The following is a 19,704-nucleotide window of genomic DNA, read 5'->3' on the forward strand; positions in this document are numbered from 1 at the left end:
CGGCCCCGCTCCACTCACGGTGGGGCGGGGCCGCCCAGTGTCGCTGTTTATTTCGAGTCAGAGGGTGGGGTGGAGATCCCCGCTCATCACTCCGGTGACCAGGGCATCCCACTCGGTGGGTGCGAAAACCAGTGCTGGGCCGGTTGGGTTCTTGGAGTCGCGGATGCCTACGTGGCCGGTGTCCAGGAAGGCGACCTCGACGCAGTCCTGGTTCGCGCCGCTGTGGCTGCTCTTGAACCAGCGTGCACAAGATAGATCGACGTTCACGCGGCGTACTCCCTTGCCATTTTCCTGAGCATGTCCCTACTTGCCTCTGGTGACAACGCTACACGCCCCAGCGCTTCGAAAGTGGCGCGATAAGCGTGGACGTCGACCGCTTCTTCGAAGTACATCGCGCCTCGGTAGCCCTCGACGTAGACCACCGCTGGCTCGATCGGTTTTCCACCCGGACCCGTTGCGAAGTCCAAGACCGTGAATGGTCCTGTCAACTCGCCCAGGGGAATACCTGCCGCGTGGGGCAGGACTCGGATCGTGATGTTGGGGCGAGTGCTCATGTCGGCGAGGTGCCGCAACTGGGCAGCCATGATCCGCCGGTCGCCGACCACACGACGAAGTGCCGACTCGTCGAGGATCACGTCGACGGTGGCGGGCCGAGTCTTGCGGGAAATCAGGATCTGGCGGCGAATGCGCATTTCCACCCGCCGAGCAATTTCGCTGTCGGATTCGTCCAAGTGACCGATGCGGTACAACATTCGGGCGTAGCTGGGAATCTGCAGCAGGCCGGGCACCAGCTCCTGATATGAAGCCAGTGCCGAGGCGGCCGACTCCAACCCCATGTAGACATCGAAGCTGACGGGAATCAGATCGCCGTACTGGTGATACCAACTCTTCGTATTCCCCTGCTGCGCCAAACCTTTGAGTGCCTCGGTGATCGTCGGATCCGCACCCACGACCCGGCAGATCGCCTCCACATCCCGCAGTCGAATGCGGTCGGCTGTCCCGGTCTCCAGGCGCTGCACCGTGGACGCGCCTCGTTCGATCAACCTCGCTATCTCGACGATCGTCATGCCTGCCTGCTGCCGAAGGTCCCGCAGATACCGGCCGAGTTGTCGTCGGGGAACCGTGGAGCCGGGCGTGGTGGAGCTGGTTTCGGACATCGATCCTCCTGCTCTGGATGCGAAGAGCTCAGATTTTGGATATCGCCCTGGGGAACCTTTGGTTTTTTGTTCCGATGTCCTCGGACACCACTCTCGCGAATTGCCGCGATTCGAGTGGATTCCCCGTATTGCCAACCGTTGCGACCGCCTCTGAGCTGAGCTGACTGCGCGCCCGGAGGGAGCTGCTCCACGAAATTCGGATTCCCGAACCCCCCTACTCCTTGGGGCCGGGCGCCCAGACCGACGACGAACCGAGGTACCGATGAACGCCGAACTGTGGGACGCCCGCAATTCTAATCCCGCCGACATTCCGTGTCAGGCGCCTCGCCCTTGGGAGGTGAACTGACCGTGAGCATTTGGTATGTGGTGTCGAGCATCGTGGCGACCCTCACCGCGTGCGGTTTCGCCTCGCTCGCCGTCGGATGCGTCTGGCCCTCCGAACAACCGCCCGAATCACGCCCGACTCGAAACGCCGACGACTTCGGAGGTACCGCCGTGGAATCGACTGACACCGAACCGAATCGGCCGCCACTCGACGACCGACCCGCCCGCTTCCTCCACCTCGCGACCCGCGCCGCCAGAGCGGGCTACCACCTGACCCGCACCCTGCACGCCCCCTACGAATGGCGCCTACTCGACACCGAGGACGGCGAAACCATTTACACCGCACCAACTCTCGAGCAAGTAGAGCGGTGGCTGAACTCGTGAACTACGCGGCCAATTCGTACGCGGTACTGCGCCCACCGGATTTCGATCGACGCAGCACGCCCAGTTCGATCAGCTGGTTGATGTCACGCAGTGCGGTGTCCGGCGAGCACTTGGCGATGATTGCCCATTTACGTGTGGTGAGATTGCCGTTGAAGCCGTCCAGCAGGCGATTCAGCATCATGATCTGCCGAGTGTTCAGCGCGAATTGTCCCCAGCGGCGCCAGTATCCGGCCTTGGCCAGGGCAGCGTCGACGGTCTCGTCCGCGCGGACGGTCGCGCGTTGCAGGGCCCCGAGAAACCAGAGCAGCCACTCGGTCGTGTCGAGCGTGCCGTGCTGGGTGCGTTCCAGAATGCGGTAATAGCCTGCGCGGTCGCGCTGGATCTGGGCGGACAGGCTGTAGAACCGCCGGGAACTCCCGTCCGCGCGGGCAAGCCAGAGGTCACCGAGCGCGCGTGCGATGCGTCCGTTTCCGTCGTCGAACGGGTGCACGGTGACGAACCACAGGTGCGCCAGACCTGCCTTCACGATCGCGGGTTGCGAGGTTTCCAGGTTGAACCAGTCCAGGAACTGCAGCATCTCGGCGTCCAGGCGGTCGGCCGGTGGCGCCTCGAAATGCACCTGCTGTCTGCCGTAGGGACCCGAGACCACCCGCATGGGGCCACCGGTATCGTCGCGCCACGCGCCCACGCGCAGCCTCGAGATACCCGAGTAACCGGTAGGGAACAACCCTGCATGCCAACCGAAAAGCCGGTCCGTGGTCATCGGGCGATCGTGGTGGATCGTCGCGTCGAGCACCATCTCGACCACTCCGTCGACATGCCGATCGGCCGGTGCGAGGGCGCCGATATCGACACCCAGGTGCCGCGCGATGGAGGAGCGGACGGATTCGGCGTCGAGCAACTCGCCCTCGATCTCGCTCGTCTTGACCACATCGGAGGTCAGAGTGGTCATGCACACCTGGTCGGCGATCCTGTCGTCCGAATCGGCGAGCCGGCCGATGAGCCTTCCCTGCAGGCGAGACGCCTCGGCGAGCGGCCCGGCCAGGCGGTCGGCATCGTAAGAGAGCGCAGGCCAACCAGGGATCTCCCAGATGTACTGCCGCCTTCTCGCCATGCGGCTATTGTAGCGTTATTCTCTGCGTATTTTGCGGAGAATAACGTATGCTCGACCGCAACGTTGTTTGGAATCACGGTGATTCCAAATGATGCGTACCGGGCGGTCTGGCGTCCCGAAGACATGGGATGTTAGCTTTTATGGCATGTCCTCCAGCCGACCGAATGCCACGCGGGTCACGTACATGACCGTCGCGCTCGGTGTGCGGCTGCCGCGGCAGCGGGAGCTGTGTTGCTCCCGGCCGCGCAGCTGAGAACCGCTCCTCGCCTCCCCGAGTTCGGGCCCTTCTCGCTGCCTTGTTGCTGTTTCGGATCGATTCGTCCGCGGTGTACCCGCGGACCACAACAAGGATTACGCACATGACGAGCCCCACCCTCGAGCGATCGTCCTCGCAGACCCTCACCACCCGGGCCGTGGCCCCGCGCCCCGCGGTGCCGCCCGAATTACGCATCGCCGACAACCCCGCGGCCGCCGTCCTGCGGGCCGCCGCCCGCGGCCCGATCTTCCGCGACACCGCCGCGCAGACCACGGGTTTGAGCATCGCGACGGTGAATCGCCAAGTGTCCGCGCTACTTTCGGCCGGACTGCTGCGAGAACGCGCCGATCTCACCGCATCCGGCGCCGTCGGGCGTCCGCGGGTGCCCTTCGAGGTCGATACCGACACCTACGCCACCCTGGGCGTGCACATCGGCGCCACGGTGACCCGCATCATCGCCGCCGACCTGTCCGGCCGCATCCTCGGCGGACTGGAGATCGCGACCCCGCAGGCCGGGGCCGACGCCGCACTCACGATCATCGCCCGCAGCGCGAAGGCGTTCCTCGACCGGCTGCCGCGTCGCCGCCCGCTGTGGACCGGCGTCGCGCTGGCGGGCCGAGTCGACCCGACGGCCGGGGTGGTCGACCATCCGCGGCTGGGCTGGCGGACCGCACCGGTGGCCGCGGCCTTCGGTGCCGTGCTCGACCTGCCCGTCTCGGTGTCGGCACACGTCGAGGCGATGGCCGCCGCCGAACTGCTGCTCACCCACGACGGGTCGGGCGAGCCGCGGCCCGGCTCGAGCCTGTACATCTACGCCCGTGAGACCGCGGGCATCGCGGTCACCCTGCACGATCGCGTGCACACCCCGACCAACGGTCCCGGATCCATCGCGCACCTGCCGACCGGTTCCGACGTGGAATGCTCGTGCGGCCGCCGCGGCTGCCTGGAGGCCACCATCGGCGAGGCGGCGCTGCTGCACCGGGCCGTGCGGGCGGGCATCGTGCCCAAGCGCGAGGCCCCGCGCCGCCCGGTGATCGCCGACCTGTACCGCGCCGCCGAGGGCGGCTCGGAACCGGCGCGCGAACTACTGGTGGAGCGGGCCGAAATCCTCGGCCACACAGCGGCTCTGGTGCGGGACATGTTCAACCCGGACCGAGTCGTCCTGGGCGGCCAGGCATTCACCGGCTACCGCCCCGGAATCGACCGTGTGGTCAAGGCTTTCGCGCAGGGCACCACCCTGCCGCCCGCGGATCTGCGCATCAGCAGGTTCGGCGGACGCGTCCAGGAACACGCCGCGGCCGTCACCGCCCTGAGCGTCTTCTACGCCGATCCGCTCTCGGCCATGCGCCGCAGCATCCGCACCGCCCGCTGAGGGCCGCCGGACCGCCACGCTACACTAAGCGGAAGAAATTCGTCCATTTCTTTCGGAGGTGGTGGCGATGGCCGACCAACTGCGGGCGGACGCGCGCAGCAACCGGGACCACATCCTCGCGGCGGCGCAGACCGTGTTCCGAGAGCAGGGCGTCGACGTGCCGATGAAGGAGATCGCCGATCGGGCCGGGGTAGGCGTCGGCACCCTGTACCGGCGGTTTCCCGACCGCGGCACCCTGATCACCGCCACCGCCCGGGCCTATCTGCAGGCACTGTCCGACCTCGCCGCCACCGCCGCCCTCGAGGAGGACGGTGCCTGGCCCGCGCTGCGGCGCTTCCTGCGCGAATGCGCCGAATCGGGCCTGGGTGCCACGGCCTCCGCGATCGAACCGGCCCTGCACGCCGACGTCCAGGCCGACCCGAGCCTGGCCGACCTTCGCGGCACCATCGCCGAGCAGGTCGCCCGGATGACCGCGCAGGCCCAGGTCGACGGCGAGCTGCGCACCGATGTGGACGCCCAGGACATGGCGCGGCTGATGACCCTGCAGATCTTCGTGCGACCCGACGAGTCGTACGAGCGGGCGGTGCGGCGCACGATGGACATCGTGCTCGACGGCCTGCGCGCTGGGTAGTGTGCGGGGGTGACCCACGAACGGAATGTGTTCGGGCGAACGGCCTTCGGCCGCCGGAATCTGCTGCTCGGTGCCCTGGGGCTGACCGTATCCGCCTGTGCGGACACCGACGCGCGGACCTCGGCGCCGCCCGCCGCGGGCCCGGTCTCGGGCACCCTGGTCGACCCGGCGGCGGCCGAGGAGCACTTCGCGTCGCTGGAGCGCGCATACGATGCGCGCCTGGGCGTCTACGCCGTATCCACCCGCACCGCGGTGTCGCTGGCCTACCGCGCCGACGACCGCTTCGCCTTCTGCTCCACCTTCAAGACCCTCGCGGCCGCCGCCGTCCTGCAGCGGCATCCGATGTCCTATCTCGACACCCTCGTCCGGTACACGAGGGAGGATGTGAACTCGATCTCGCCCGTGGCCCAGGATCATATCGAGACGGGGCTGACGATCCGCGAATTATGCGACGCCGCAATACGATTCAGCGACGGCACCGCCGGTAATCTGCTGATGCGCGATATCGGCGGACCGGAACAGCTCACCGCCTACCTGCGCAGTCTGGGCGACACCGTCGGCCGCATGGACCAGTACGAACCCGAGCTGAACAGCGATCCGCCCGGCGATCCGCGCGACACCATCACCCCGCGCGCGCTCGCCGCCGACTATCAGCAGATCGTGCTCCGCGGGGCGCTCCCCGCGGAAAAGCAAGCGCTGCTGCGGGATTGGCTGCAGCGCAGCACCACCGGCGCCCAGACCATCCGAGCCGGTGTCCCCGCCGGGTGGACCGTCGCCAACAAGACCGGCCACGGTGATTTCGGCCGCGCCAACGATGTCGCCATCGTCTGGCCGCCCGACGGCGCGCCGCTGGTCCTGGCGATCATGACCGACCGCGCCGGATTCGACGCCGCGCCGCCGTACGCCATGATCGCCGATGCCGCGGCCTACCTCACCAAGGCGCTCCAACCGCCCGCCCGGTAGCGCTCACCAGCGGCTGCTCGTGCCGAACAGCCCGTCCAGCGCGGTGATGAAGAACGGGAAGTGCCCGGCGAACCGGTGCAGGTTCGGGTCGCGGTCGAATCCGCCGAACCAGTACAGGCCCGCCTGCCGATCGGCCGCGGGATTCAGCTCCCGGAAGGTGCGGATCCAGTTGTCCGTGCGTCCGCCGACGATGGTGAACGGCAGCGCCCGGGAGAAGATCACCTCGCGGTCGGCGGGCGGAATCCGGTCGGGGGCAAGGGCATCCAGCCCGCGCTGCAGCGCTCGCACCTGCCCGGCCAACTGGCGCCCGGCGGCCGTGCGGGTCGGCAGGTAGCGCGGCAGCAGCAGCGCCGCCACCCCGCCGAGCGCGATCGCGACACCGACCAGCGCATGGCCGCCGGTGATCGCCAGCGCGACCGTCACCGCGACCCCGGCCACCACCAGCGCCGCGCCCAGCCAGAACGCCGGGCCGCGCCGGGTCCGATCGATCAGCGTGCCCCGCGTGAAGGCATCCTCGCGCAGTGCCGCACGCACCGGTTCGCCGCTCACCCGGCCCGCCGCGCGCAGCTCCGAGACCAGGACCGATTCGGTGCCGTCGGGCAGCAGCGCCCGGTACACGGCCTGCTCGTAGCCGCGCAGCTGATCGTCGGGCGGGTTGACGCGGCTGATCCGCCAGTCCGAATCGCTGACCGGGGTGACCCAGAGATAGCGGCGCACCGCGAGATCCACGACCGTGGCGGCCAGGTCGCTGGCGTCGGCGGAGCCGTCCAGCAGCAGTCCCGCCTCGCCGGGCAGCACGCCGCCGGGCGAGGCGAACTGCGCCTGATTTCCGTTGTGCTGCACCGGATCCAGCGTGTCCTGCGCCGTCAGCGCCGCCGCCTCCTGCCGCCGTGCCCACGCCACGTATCCGGCGGCCGCGGCCAGTCCCAGCAGCAGTGCGCCGAAGGCGACGAGCACCGGCGTGGTGATCGCGAAGGCGCTCGGCTCGTCGCCGGTGATGTCGGCGTTGGCGGGCACGGTGCCGGGCGGCATCTGCAGCGTGAGATCGATCATGTCGCCCTTGCGCAGGCCCTCCTTGTACAGCGTCAGCACGCCGTCGGGCTCCACCCGCACATCGGCGCACGGCTGCGAGGTGCCCACCGGGCCGATCTTGCAGTCGACGATGCCCATCTGATAGCTGGGGCTGATCACCGACGCGGTGATCGAGTCGACGTCGGTGTTGAGCACGCCGCTCCACCGGAAGATCTGGGTGCCGGGCGCATCGTTGACCACGTTGTGCACCGTGTAGCGGTACGACGACTCGCCGGGCTGCGCGTCGATGCTGAACCGGTCGCCCTCCACCTTCGCCGTGCCGGGACCGGTCGAGGAGATATCGGTGACGCTGAAACGGCGTTCCCCCTTGTCCTTCAACGCCACCCGCAGCGGCACCGCCATATGGAACTCGCCCCCCGGCGGCACCTGCACCGTCTCCGCAACCTCGAGCAGCCCCTGCTCACTCAGCTTGATATCCGCATTGATCGTGACCCCACCGACCGGTCCCTGTGCCTGGGCCGCGGGCAACCCTCCGAACAGTCCCGCCAGTACAACCAACAGAGCGCCCAGGGCGCCCCCCCGAAAGATCAGCATGGGGCCGTAGCTTAGACGGCTTGCTATCCTGCGTCAGCGGCTGTTTGGAGACCTGGAAGAACTGGGGGCGCGGGGGAGTGAGTCAACCACCCTACGGGCATGGTCCGAATTCGCCTGCCGGTCGGCCGGTCCCGCCTCCCTCCGGCCCCCCGCCCCACCACTGTGCGCCGCAGTACAACCCGCCGCCCGGGCCCGCTGCGGCACCGGGCGATGCGGCACCACAACCAGGGCATGGCCAACCACCACCGGGTTACAGTGCGCCGCCCGCGCATTCGGCTCCACACTCCCCGGGCCATGGCGCATCACAGCCGGGGCATATGCCGCCGTCCGGGCATGCAGCACCGCCACCGGGTCATTCTGCGCCGCCTGGGCACGCGGCACCACAACCAGGACATGCTCAATCGCCGCCTGGTTATGGTGCGCCGCCTGCGCATTCGGTGCCGCCATCGGGCTACGGTGGGCCGCCTCCGCGATCGGCTCCGCCGAGCTACGGTGCGCCGCCGCCTGGGCATGCGCCACCTGTGCTTCCCGGGCAAGCGTCGCCGCAGCCACGGCCGGGTTACGGTCCGCCGCCCGCGCATTCGGCCGGGCCGCCGGGATATGCGCCGCCGCCGGGGTTTGCGCCCGGGGCTCCGGGTTATGGGATGGCGCCGGGGTATCGGCCGCCGATGCCGCCGCCGGTGCCGTATGGGCCGCCGGGGAGGGGGCCGCGGCGTAAGCGTGGGGGTGGTGGGCTGGCCGTGGTTTTGATCGTGGTCATTCTGCTGGTGACGAGTGGGCTGGTGCGGACCGCGATCCGGACCGGTGTGCATGCGGCCACCCGCTCGGGTGATCAGCCGAGTTATACCTATGCGCCGACCACCGGCAGGTCGACGGGGACCGCGGGCGTCGCGGCGACCGACGCCAATCCGCTACTGGCCGACCCGGGTTCGCCGTTGAGTCCCGCCCGCTGCAACTATGCGCCCTGGAGCACCCAGGTCGATGCGGCGCGAAAGTTCTTCGAGAGCGCGGCGACCTGCCTCGAGCAGGCGTGGCGCCCGGTGATGTCGGCCGCGAAGCTGTCGTTCACGCCCCCGAACCTGAGCGTCACCGCGACCACCGCCGGGATCAGCACGCCCTGCACCGGCAGCAGCAGCAATTTCGCGGCCTTCTACTGCGGCGCGAACCAGACCATCTACATGCCGATCAGCCAGCTGCAGACCGAGATGTTCAAGGATCGCTGGGAGATCTACCTGTCGGTGTTCGCCCACGAGTACGGCCACCACATCCAGGCCCAGTCCGGAATCCTGCTGGAGGCCAACAAGCAGCGCCGCGAATCCGGCACCAGCAGCCCGCGCGGGCTGGAACTGTCGCGGCGAGTCGAGCTGCAGGCCAACTGTTTCGACGGAATGTTCGTGGCGGCCACGGCGGGCGGCGGCTCGCTGACGCCGACCCAGACCGGCAACACCAAGAAGGACGCCTACGGTCGCGGTGACGCCCAGGGCGATATGCGCGATCATGGCTCCGCACAGCATATGGGCGACTGGTTCAGCGTCGGCTTCGACCAGAACCGGTCCGCGCAGTGCAATACGTTCAAGGCCCCAGCGAGTCAGGTGAGTTGATCCCCATGAACCAGCCCCCGGGAAACCCACCACCGCACGGCTTTCCGCCGCCGCACGGCCCGCGGCCGGGTCCGCCCGGCTACGGTCCGCCCCCCGGCTACGGACCACCGCCGGGCTACGGCCCGCCACCCGGATACGGCGCCCCGCCCGGCTACGGCGCGGGCCCGCGACCGCCGTACGGTCCGCCGCCCGGCATGCCGCGGCCGCCGTACGGTCCGCCGCTGCCGCCGCCCGGGTACTACGGGCGTCCCTATCCGCCGCCGCGGTCCGGTGGCGGCGGCGCCGTCGGCGTGGTGTTCGCGGTGCTACTGGTCTTCGGCGTGGTCGGCGCCCTGGTCGTGTTCGCCACCGTTGGCGCCACCAGCAGCGACCCGTCGAAATACTCCTACGACACGCCCAGCCACACCTACGCGCCGCCGAGCTACACCACGACGTCGGCGAGTTCGCCCACCACGTCCGAACGCGCGACGACCTCGCGGTCCGCCTCGACCAGCCGCGCCGCGACCTCGACGAAACCCGCTGGGCCGCAGCCGGTCCTGGCGACCGGCGACAATCCGCTGTTCCGCGATCCCGAATCGGGACTGATCAATATCGAGTGCGGCTACCCGCGCTGGGGCGCCACCGTCGCGGCCGCGCAGGCATTCTTCGACGCGGCCAAGACCTGCCTGGACAACATGTGGAAGCCGGTGCTGCAGGCCGCCAACCTGCCGTTCTCCAGTCCGACCGTCTCGGTCCCCGCCCGCGCGTCGAGCGCGACCTCACCGTGCACCAGCTCCGGCGGCAGCTTCGCCGCGTTCTACTGCTCGACCAACCACACCATCTACATGCCGCTGGACACCATCCAGGTCGAGGACTACGGCGACGATTCGGTGATCTACCTGATGGTCTTCGCGCACGAATACGGCCATCACGTCGAGGCAATCAGCGGCGTCTCCCAGAAGTCGCACAGGGAGCGATACGAGGCGGGGCCGACTTCCGCACGGGGGCTGGAACTTTCGCGGCGGCTCGAGCTGCAGGCGCAGTGTTTCGGTGGCATGTTCATCGGTTCCTCCAATCACGTCGGCACGATCAGCGACGACCAGGCGGGCCGCACCATCCGCGACAACTACACCCGCGGCGACGGCCCAGGGGACACCCGAGACCACGGCACCAAGCAGAACTACGGATCCTGGTACGAGCACGGGTATTTCAACAACCGCACCCAGAAGTGCAATACGTGGGTAGCCTCGCCGGGGGACGTCTCCTGAGAAACGGTCGCCGGAACGTCTTGCACCGCAGTCAATTCCGGCGCCGCAGCTCCTCCAGCCACCGCGCCGTCTCGTCGGGTTCGAACGGCTCACCGCCCATGATGTCGAGCACCGCGTGCCCGATGCAGGCCGCGCCCAGCACCCGGTTCGCGACGGCCTCGGCGTCGCCCCACGGCAGATGGGGCTTGGAGATCAGCAGCGAGGCGATGCCGTGCGCGGCCGCCCACAGCTCCAGCACCACGGGCAGCGGATCGCCCGCGGTGATCGTCCCGGCGTCCATGGCCTCCTGCACGGTCTGCGAGAAGCGTTGGAACGCACCGCTGCTCATGACCAGGTCGACCGCGCTCGGCCCATGGTCGGACGGGGGACCGATCGCGGCCCGGTACTGGCCCGGATGCTCCAGGGCGAAGCGCACATACGCCAGACCCTGATCGCGCATCCGGGTGATCGGCGACAGGGCGGGATCGGTGGCGGCGGCGATGGCGACGTCGAGATCCTCGAACACCTGCGCCGTCGCCGCATCGATGAGCGCCTCCTTGTCGGCGAAGTGCCGGTAGATCGACGGGGCGCTCACCCCGACGATCCTGCCCACGTCGCGGATCGACACCGAATCGGCATTCCCGCTGCGCGCCAACAGGTCCCGGGTGGCCGCGAGGATCTCCTCGCGCAGCTGGGCGCCGGTGCCGCGGGCCGACCTGGGACGCCGCGGGCACATCACGCGCGGCCCGCCGGTTCGGGTTCGGCGGCCGTGCCGCGCGGCGCCGGGGCCTCCTCCGACAGTCCGATCCGCTCGTGCAACCGCGCCAGCGGGGCGGGCGCCCACCAGTTGGCCCGGCCCATCAACTTCATCAGCGCCGGAACCAGCAGCCCGCGGATGACGGTGGCATCGGCGAGCACGGTGAGGGTGAGCCCGAGGCCGAACATCTGCATGAACGACACCTTCGATGTGACCATGGCGCCCAACACGATAGCCATCAGCACGGCCGCCGCGGTGATGATCCGCCCGGTGCGGGCGACCCCGAGCGCCACCGACCGGACGTTGTCGGCGGACGTGCGCCCGGAGGCCAGCCACGCCTCCCGGATTCGCGACAGCAGGAACACCTCGTAGTCCATCGACATCCCGAAGGCCAGGCAGAACATCAGGATGGGCATCGTCGCCACCAGGTAGCCGGTCGCGGTGAAGTCGAGCAGGCCGGACAGATGCCCCTCCTGGAAGATCCACACCATCATCCCGAACATCGCGCTGAGCGACAGTGTGTTGAGTACCAGGGCTTTCAGCGGAAGCACGACGCTGCCGGTGAACAGGAACAGCACGATGAAGGTGGACAACACGATGAGCCCGATCGCGAGCGGCAGCCGCGCCCCCAGCGCGTGCAGGGTGTCGGCGTTGATGGCCGCGGCCCCGCCGAACAGCGCCGGTGCGGGTGCGGGCACGGACCGCAGCTGCTCGAGCTGGTTCTGCCCGTCCGCGGTGTACGGCATGAATTTCGATGTGACCGTGAGGTATTGGCCGTTGTCGTTGGCCATCCCCGGCGGCGTGGGCGCGACCCGGGCGCCCGAGACGTACACGCCCGAACTCGACAGCACCGCGGAGACGCCGTTCACCCGCGACAGCGCGCCCGCGTAGCCGCCCGCGTCCCCGCGATATCCGTCCAGCACCACCGTGGTGGCGGTACCGGCGTTGACCCCCGGGAAATCGCTGCGCAGCACGTCGCCCACGGCCCGGCTCTCCGCGCCGACCGGCAGCACCCGATCGTCCGGATAGCCGAATTTCACGCCGAGGAACGGTGATCCGATCGCCAGCAGCAGCGCGATGAGCACCACCGCCACCGGCGCGGCGCGGCGCATCACCCACGACACGGTGCGATACCACGCGGACTGCTCGATGGGCCGCGCCACCGGCTCCGGGCGGCGCAGCAGCCGCCGCAGCGGAACGCGCAGATTCCAGGCGTTCACCCGATCGCCCAGCAGCACCAGTACGGCGGGCAGGATCACGATCGAGGCGGCGGCCGCGGCCGCCACGACGGCGACGCCCGCGAAGGCGACCGACCGCAGGAAGTAGAGATCGAAGACCGCCAGCGCCGCGAGCGCCAGCACCACCGTGAGCGTCGAATACAGCACCGTGCGCCCGGCGGTCTGCACCGCGCGGATCGCCGCATCGCGGTGCGCGAGGCCGCTTTCCAGTTCCTCGCGGTACCGGCTGACGATGAACAGGCTGTAGTCGATGGCCAGCGCCAGGCCGAGCGCCGTGGTCATGTTCAGCGCGTAGATCGATACGTCGCTGACCGCGGTGAGCGCCTGCAGGATCGCCAGCGTGCCCAGGATCGCGAAGGCGCCGATGAGCAGCGGCAGCGCGGCCGCGACCACGCTGCCGAACACCAGCATCAGCACGATCGCCGTCAGCGGCACCGCCACGCCCTCGGCCATCGCGAGGTCCTTGGTGACCTGGCTGTTCACCTCCTGGTACAGCGCCGACAGGCCGCCCGCCTGCACTGTGACGCCGGGCGGGGTGTCGCCGATTCCCTCGACGATCTCGCCCGCCGTCTTCTGCGCCCGATCGTCGCCGCCGGTGAGGTAGGCGAGCACGAGCGCGCTCTTGCCGTCCGTGCTGCGCAGCGTCGAGGCGACCTGCGGTGGGCTGGTCCAGTACGACCGGACGCCGACGGTGTCGCCGCGCGACTGCAGCCGCTCGGTGATCTCGGTGGCCATCGTGCGCGCATCGCCCGCGTCGACGCCGTGATCGGATCGGATCAGCAGTACCAGGTTGGGTTCGGCGCCGCCGAAATGGTCCGCCATCAGCCTGGTGACCTGCGAGGACTCGGCTCCGTCGGAGGTGAAGCCGCCGCCTTTGAGCTTATCGGTGACGGTCGCGCCGAACGCGCCGCACAGCAGGGCGAGCGCGAGCGCCGCCAGCAGTATCTGTTTGGGGTAGCGAGTGGTGATCCGAGCGATTCGGGTCAGCATGGGGCGCTCCTCGTTTCTGCCTCGGCTGCGCGGCGGCCATAAGGTAACGATGTTAGCGTAACGCCGTTACCTCGTGGGTCCGCAAGAGGGAGAGCGCCCCCGCGAAGGTGATCCCCGTTACAGCGCGTCGCGCTCGCCCTTGCCGTGCTGATGTCCGAAGATGCCGCGCGGCGCATGACCGTGCACACCCTCGGCATAGGCCGTCTCGGCGTGCAGCGCGAAGTCGATGCCCGCGACCTCGTCCTCCTTGCTGACCCGGAAGCCCAGTGTGCGGTCGATGACCTTGCCCAGCAGGTACGACACCCCGAACGCCCAGGCCGCCACGACCAGCACGCCCACCAGCTGCTTGCCCAGCTGGGACAGTCCGCCGCCGTAGAACAGGCCGCGCACGCCGCCGGTCATCACCTGGTCGGCGAGCAGCCCGATGAGCAGCGTGCCGACGATGCCGCCGACGAAGTGCACGCCCACCACGTCCAGCGAATCGTCGTAGCCCGCCTTGAACTTCCAGCTCACCGCGAACGAACACGCCACGCCCGCAACCAGTCCCACGATCACCGCGCCCAGGGTGTTCACCGAGCCGCACGACGGGGTGATCGCCACCAGTCCGGCCACCACGCCGGAGGCGGCGCCGAAGGTGGTCGGGCGACCGTCACGCAGCTGCTCCACCGCGAGCCAGCCCAGCATGCCGAGGCATCCCGCGACGAGCGTGTTGAGGAAGACCGCGGCGGCGATCCCGTTGGCCGCCAACGCCGATCCGGCGTTGAAGCCGAACCAGCCGAACCACAGCAGTCCCGCGCCCAGCAGCACGAAGGGAAGATTGTGCGGCCGCATCGCATCGACCTTGAAGCCGATGCGCGGGCCCAGCACCAGCGCCAGGGCCAATGCCGAAGCGCCCGAGGCGATCTCGACCACCAGCCCGCCCGCGAAGTCGAGCGCGCCGAAGGAGGCCAGCCACCCGTCCGGGCCCCAGACCCAGTGCGCGACAGGGGCATAGACCGCGAGCGTCCACAGCGGGACGAACACCATCCACGCCGCGAACTTCGCCCGGTCCGCGATGGCGCCGCTGACCAGGGCGGCGGTCAGGATCGCGAAGGTCAGCTGGAAGGTCACGTACAGCAGTTCCGGGACGCCGTTGCGCACCGCGGCCGGGTCGATTCCGGCCATCCCGGCGTGGGACAGGGTGCCGATCAGCCCGCCCCCGGCATCGTCGCCGAAGGCCAGCGCGTACCCGAGCAGCAGCCACACCACCGTCACCAGCGGAATGGCGATGAAGCTCATCATCAACATGTTCAGCACGCCGGTCGAGCGGACCATCCCGCCGTAGAAGATGGCCAGGCCGGGCGTCATCAGCAGCACCAGGGCGGTGCTGGCCAACAGCCAGGCCGTGGCGGCGGGGTCGATGGTCGGTGGCACGGCAACTCCTTCCGGCGCGTTCGCGTAGAAAGAAATTACCGAACGTTCAGTACGGTCCCCCGCCCCACCGCCCCCGGCCCACGCCTTTCCTCCCCGGCGTACCAGGCCCTACTCCGTCCCCGGCGTGCCTGGCTCCTACGTCGTCCCCGGCGTACCTGGCCCCTACGTTGTCCCTGGAGTGCGCGGCTCCTACGTTGTCTCCGGTGTGCGTGGCTTCTACGTTGTCCCTGGTGTGCCTGGCCCCTATTTCGTCCCCGGCGTACCAGGGCCTATTTCGTTCCCGGCGTACCAGGGCCTATTTCGTTCCCGGCGTGCCTGGCCCTACTTCGTCCCCGGCACGCTTTTGGCCGGGGCCTTTTTCCGCATCAACGCCCGCCGCCCGCGCGGCCCCGGAATCGGGAGGTCGTCCTCGATCGCGAGCCATTCGGCGGTATCGAGCCACTGCTGCTGGGCGCGGGCGTCGGCGGTGTCGTTGAAGACTCGGCGGCCGCGGTCGTCGCGCAGATCGTGGGCCAGCACCGACCAGCGCGGCGGGCGCCCGTGGGTGCGCGCGTACTCGTCGAGATAGCCCGCGACCAGCGTGCCGATGGCATTCACCGGCCGCAGCGACACCCGGTTTCCGTACTTGGCGGAGTGGAAACGCCTTGCCGCGCACAGCGATCGGGGGGTGGCGCTGTAGGCGATCCAGCCCGCCCGCTGGGCCCGCTCGATCAGCCACAGGTGTTTGACCGCGTTCGGCGCGATATCGCCCACGCGTTCGCGGATCAGCGTGAGCACGGGATCGGTGAGCAGAATGTCGCGCCGGGTCGGCCCGATTCCGTGTTCCGCCCAGTATTCGTGGGTGGATGTCGCCAGCACGCGCCCGAATTCATCAATACTGCGCTGGGCCCGTTTACCCATGCGCTCGATGCGCTCGGCCTCGGCACGCATCTCGTTCTGCGCGATAAGGGTTCGGATGGCCGCCATTGTGGGCACTTGACCACGTCCGAGTAACTCCAGGATGGCGGCCGAGGTCTTCGGATCGGCGGCCGCCGCCACCGGTAGCGAGTCGCGGTTGAGGGCGAATTCCTGCGGACTGATCGCGCGGCTCAGCAGGCCTGCGGCGGTCCGGTTACCGGCGAAATCGGTATGCGAGAGCCAGGCGGTGGCGATGTCGTCACACGACTGCACGGTCGACATTTCCTCCGGGACAGAGCGAGAGGTCTGTGATTTTCAGGTTGTGCCCCGGTCGGGATGAGGGACCGACCGGGGTCACCAACCTGATGAAGGTTTGGCTACCGAAGTTGCCGGAACTCACGTTAGCCAGTCGATTGCGTGGAAAGCCAATCGGGTTACGGGATCGTTATGTTCGCTGAATCACATTCAAACGGGGCGCCGGTTTGAAAACATGCGTCCGAAAACGCGTCAGGATCGGCAAACTAGTCCATTCGGTCATGGTTCGAATTTGTACGGAACGGAACCGAACTTATCGGTCTGTCGACTTGTGTGCTAACGGGTTGCCGGAATGGTTGCGTCGTGCTTCGCGGTGGGAGCCGCCGCGACTGTCGGTGGTCGCCGGTACCCTCGGGCCGTGGCTCTGTACCGGAAGTACCGACCGGCAACGTTCGCTGAAGTGGTGGGGCAGGAGCACGTCACCGACCCGTTGAGCACCGCGCTCGACACCGGCCGGATCAGTCATGCCTACCTGTTCTCCGGCCCGCGCGGCTGCGGCAAGACGTCCTCGGCGCGCATCCTCGCGCGCTCGCTGAACTGCGTGGAGGGGCCGACGTCCCGCCCGTGCGGGGTCTGCCCGTCGTGTGTGGCGCTGGCCCCGGGCGGCCCCGGCAACCTGGACGTCATCGAGCTGGACGCCGCGAGCCACGGTGGCGTCGACGACACCCGCGAGCTGCGCGACCGCGCCTTCTACGCGCCGGCGGAGTCGCGCTACCGCGTGTTCATCGTCGACGAGGCGCACATGGTCACCACCGCGGGCTTCAACGCGCTGCTCAAGATCGTCGAGGAGCCGCCCGCCCACCTGATCTTCGTCTTCGCCACCACCGAGCCGGACAAGGTGCTGCCGACGATTCGCTCGCGCACCCATCACTATCCGTTCCGGCTGCTGCCCCCGGCGACCATGCGCGGGCTGCTCGGCCAGATCTGCGAGCAGGAGGGCGTGCAGGTCGAGGAGGCGGTGTACCCGCTGGTGATCCGTGCCGGTGGCGGCTCCCCGCGCGACAGCCTGAGCGTGCTGGACCAGCTGCTGGCCGGTGCCGGGCCGGAGGGCGTCGCCTACCAGCGCGCGCTGGCGCTGCTGGGCGTCACCGATATCGCGCTGATCGACGAGGCGGTCGAGGCGCTGGCCGCCGCCGACGGTGCGGCGCTGTTCGGCACCGTGGACCGGGTCGTCGAGGCCGGGCACGACCCGCGCCGCTTCGCCACCGACCTGCTGGAGCGCATGCGCGACCTGATCCTGCTGCGCGCGGTGCCCGACGCCGCCGACCGCAATCTGGTCACCGGGCCGGGCGATGTTCTCGAGCGCATGCGCGACCAGGCCGACCGCATCGGCCCGGCCACCCTCACCCGCTACGCCGAACTACTGCACGAGGGCCTGGGCGAGATGCGCGGCGCCACCGCCCCGCGGCTGCTGCTCGAGGTCGTCTGCGCCCGCATGCTGCTCCCCGCGGTCTCCGACACCGAATCCGCCACCCTGCAACGCCTCGAGCGCCTGGAGCGCGGCATGGCCGGTGGTGCGGTGCCGCCCGCTTCCGCGCCGAATCCCGGTGCGAGCGGCGGTACCGGCGCAGCGAGCCCGGCATCTCGGGCCGCGCCGCCCTCCGCCGCCCCCCGCCGCCGCGGGGCCGAGGCATTGGCCGCACTCCGCGCCGAGAAGTCGGGCAGCGCATCACAACCCGAGGCTGACGCGGCGCCTCGGCGGCCCGAGTCCAACCCCCCGGTAGCCGAACCGCCACACTCCCGCGCCCACTCGGCGTCGCGGGGATCGGATGCGGACCACGCTTCCGGGCACGCGTCGGCAGCGTCATCGGGGTCGGACGAGCCTCCTGCTTCCGCACCGCCCGCTGCGTCCGGCATCGAGCCACGCCCCCATCCTGCCCAGCGCGCCCAGGCGCCCACCGGTCCCGACGTTCAGCACGCACCGGCCGCGCCGGAAGCGCAAGTGCCGCAGGGCGATTCCGTGCCGCCCGCCGATCGTCGCCCCGCGGGTGCGCCTTCGTCCGCCGTCGGATCGGTTGAACCCGGGGCGGGTCGCGGTGCGGAGGCTGCTCGCGGTACCGAATCCGCAGCGGTGCAGGACGATTCCGAGCGCGGTGATGCTCGCCTGGCGACTGCGTCGGCGCAGGGCGCGGCGGCGTCGGGGCACGGGGATTCGGCCACCGAGGTATCCGGCGTGGCAGAGCCCGACGTCGCGCAAGGCGCCGGATCGGTAGATCTCGAGGACGCAGACGAAATGGCGGAGCTGAACGCACCGCCCACACGCGCCGAATTGCCTTCGGATGTCGAATCGCTCGCGGACGCCGAATCCCGGGAGCCCTATTCGACCGCTCCCATGCCCCCGCCCCCAGGCGGCCCGGAGGCACCGCCCGGGCACGCGGCTGCTGAGTCGCCTGAGCGGGCTGCGTCTGTGGACGGACCCGGGGCATCGGCCGATTCGGTTCCCGATGGTGGTCTTGTGCGGGAGGTTTCGGCTGGGTCTGCCCCCGATGGTGGCCTTGTGCGGGAGGTTTCGGCTGGTTCTGCCCCCGACGGGGACCTCGCGCGGGAGATCGAGGCGAAGTGGGGGGAGATCCGGGCCAAGGTGCGGGAGTTCGGGGCGGCGGTGCATGCGCTGCTGTCCGGGGCGTCGGTGGCGCGGGTCGAGGGCGACACCATCGTGTTCGCGCATCAGCACGCGCCGCTGGCGCAGCGGCTGTCGAATCCGAAGTACGTCGAGGCGGTGCAGGCGGCGGTGCACGCCGTCGTGGGCCGCGAGCACGGGGTGCGCTGGGAGGTCGCCTCGGGGGGCGCGCCCGCGGGCGGTGATCGTGGCTCCGGTGCGCCGAACCGCGGTGCCACGGGGTCTGGGGCTTCGAACCGCGGTGCCACGGGGGCTGCGGGCGGCGGTGCCGCGAACAGGGGAGGCCAAGGGGGCGCGCGTGGCTCCGGGCCGTCCGAGGCTCCGCGATACACCCGGCCGAGCCAGTCGAAGGCGGCCAACCCCGACAATCCCGATTCGACCCCTAGTGCCCGGGGCCGCGAATCGGGTCCGTCGCGTAACGATTCCGGCGCGCGCTCGGCGCCTCCGGACGACGACATTCCGCTGCCCGACGGGCCGGACTACCCCGACGATCCCGGCCCGCCCGACTACTCGTCGGTAGGTTATGAGGGCGTCCCACCTGCGTCGACGCCGGAGGAAGAGCAGGAGATGCTCGCGGAGTCGGCCCGCCCGGTCCCGCCCGGCGACCGCCGCGACCCCGATGAGGTGGCCTTGGAGTTGCTCGTGAGTGAGCTGGGCGCCACACGCCTGGAGGGTTGACAGACACCTCCCCGACGGCCTTAAGTTAACCGGAGTTCGCATCCGGCTGTACTATGAACAGGTGGTCGTCAGCAGCGGTGCTACGAGGTTCTATGGTATGCCCAGGCGTACGGGCGACCGGAGCATGCGTGGGCCGTGGCAT

The 19,704-nt window shown here is 69.5% G+C and carries 15 protein-coding genes; 7 read left to right on the plus strand and 8 right to left on the minus strand.

The features are described 5' to 3' along the window. Positions 1-57: 57 nt before the first annotated feature. Together QH290_RS07940 and QH290_RS07945 are read right to left on the minus strand one after the other, a co-directional pair. Positions 58-267 (minus strand): DUF397 domain-containing protein, encoded by a 210-nt coding sequence (locus QH290_RS07940; protein ID WP_280382413.1) that lies wholly within the window; start codon positions 265-267, stop codon positions 58-60. Further along, positions 264-1,157, minus strand: coding sequence for a helix-turn-helix domain-containing protein (locus QH290_RS07945; RefSeq protein ID WP_280382415.1), 894 nt, complete (start codon positions 1,155-1,157; stop codon positions 264-266). The genes QH290_RS07940 and QH290_RS07945 overlap by 4 nt, the downstream gene beginning before the upstream one ends. A gap of 348 nt (positions 1,158-1,505) precedes the next feature. On the opposite strand from QH290_RS07945, the gene QH290_RS07950 reads away from it, so the two are divergent. Next, on the plus strand, positions 1,506-1,865 hold the full coding sequence (locus QH290_RS07950; RefSeq protein ID WP_280268542.1) for a hypothetical protein: 360 nt from the start codon (positions 1,506-1,508) through the stop codon (positions 1,863-1,865). Between the two features lies 1 nt (position 1,866). Here QH290_RS07950 and QH290_RS07955 read toward each other — a convergent pair whose 3' ends face one another. Then, positions 1,867-2,979, minus strand: a complete 1,113-nt coding sequence (locus tag QH290_RS07955) for a Fic family protein (protein WP_280382417.1) — start codon at positions 2,977-2,979, stop codon at positions 1,867-1,869. A 359-nt stretch (positions 2,980-3,338) separates the two neighbouring features. Here QH290_RS07955 and QH290_RS07960 point away from each other — a divergent pair, with 359 nt between their 5' ends. The 3 genes from QH290_RS07960 to bla all read left to right on the plus strand — a co-directional run bounded on the left by QH290_RS07960 (position 3,339) and on the right by bla (position 6,201). Continuing rightward, the gene (locus QH290_RS07960) at positions 3,339-4,607 is read left to right on the plus strand and encodes an ROK family protein (protein ID WP_280382419.1); all 1,269 of its coding nucleotides are present in this window, start codon (positions 3,339-3,341) and stop codon (positions 4,605-4,607) included. Between the two features lie 67 nt (positions 4,608-4,674). After that, positions 4,675-5,238, plus strand: coding sequence for a TetR/AcrR family transcriptional regulator (locus QH290_RS07965; protein ID WP_280268539.1), 564 nt, complete (start codon positions 4,675-4,677; stop codon positions 5,236-5,238). Between the two features lie 27 nt (positions 5,239-5,265). Continuing rightward, positions 5,266-6,201 carry a class A beta-lactamase gene (gene bla, locus QH290_RS07970; RefSeq protein ID WP_280382435.1) on the plus strand — a complete coding sequence of 312 codons (936 nt, stop codon included), beginning with the start codon at positions 5,266-5,268 and terminating at the stop codon, positions 6,199-6,201. Positions 6,202-6,204: 3 nt separating this feature from the next. On the opposite strand, the gene QH290_RS07975 is transcribed toward bla, so the two are convergent. Then, entirely contained in the window at positions 6,205-7,827 is a 1,623-nt protein-coding gene (locus QH290_RS07975) for a DUF2207 family protein (protein WP_280382421.1), read from the minus strand. A gap of 752 nt (positions 7,828-8,579) precedes the next feature. Between QH290_RS07975 and QH290_RS07980 the strand changes: the two genes are divergently transcribed. Further along, positions 8,580-9,428, plus strand: coding sequence for a neutral zinc metallopeptidase (locus QH290_RS07980; RefSeq protein WP_280382423.1), 849 nt, complete (start codon positions 8,580-8,582; stop codon positions 9,426-9,428). A gap of 5 nt (positions 9,429-9,433) precedes the next feature. Then, a complete protein-coding gene (locus tag QH290_RS07985; RefSeq protein ID WP_280268536.1) occupies positions 9,434-10,675 on the plus strand; it encodes a neutral zinc metallopeptidase in 1,242 nt (413 codons plus the stop codon). 31 nt (positions 10,676-10,706) lie between these two features. Here the strand turns inward: QH290_RS07985 and QH290_RS07990 are convergent, their stop codons facing one another. From QH290_RS07990 to QH290_RS08005, 4 genes are all read right to left on the minus strand, one after another. Next, entirely contained in the window at positions 10,707-11,390 is a 684-nt protein-coding gene (locus QH290_RS07990) for a TetR/AcrR family transcriptional regulator (RefSeq protein ID WP_280268571.1), read from the minus strand. Continuing rightward, a complete protein-coding gene (locus QH290_RS07995; RefSeq protein WP_280268535.1) occupies positions 11,390-13,639 on the minus strand; it encodes an MMPL family transporter in 2,250 nt (749 codons plus the stop codon). The genes QH290_RS07990 and QH290_RS07995 overlap by 1 nt, the downstream gene beginning before the upstream one ends. Positions 13,640-13,756: 117 nt before the next feature. Further along, positions 13,757-15,052: an ammonium transporter gene (locus QH290_RS08000; RefSeq protein ID WP_280268534.1), complete on the minus strand. Its 1,296-nt coding sequence runs from the start codon at positions 15,050-15,052 to the stop codon at positions 13,757-13,759. Positions 15,053-15,373: 321 nt separating this feature from the next. Then, a complete protein-coding gene (locus tag QH290_RS08005; protein ID WP_280382425.1) occupies positions 15,374-16,231 on the minus strand; it encodes a hypothetical protein in 858 nt (285 codons plus the stop codon). 391 nt (positions 16,232-16,622) lie between these two features. Here QH290_RS08005 and QH290_RS08010 point away from each other — a divergent pair, with 391 nt between their 5' ends. Further along, positions 16,623-19,562 carry a DNA polymerase III subunit gamma and tau gene (locus QH290_RS08010; RefSeq protein WP_280382426.1) on the plus strand — a complete coding sequence of 980 codons (2,940 nt, stop codon included), beginning with the start codon at positions 16,623-16,625 and terminating at the stop codon, positions 19,560-19,562. The last annotated feature ends 142 nt before the right edge of the window (positions 19,563-19,704 follow it).

This window comes from Nocardia wallacei, from assembly GCF_029869545.1.
GTDB lineage: Bacteria > Actinomycetota > Actinomycetes > Mycobacteriales > Mycobacteriaceae > Nocardia > Nocardia wallacei_A.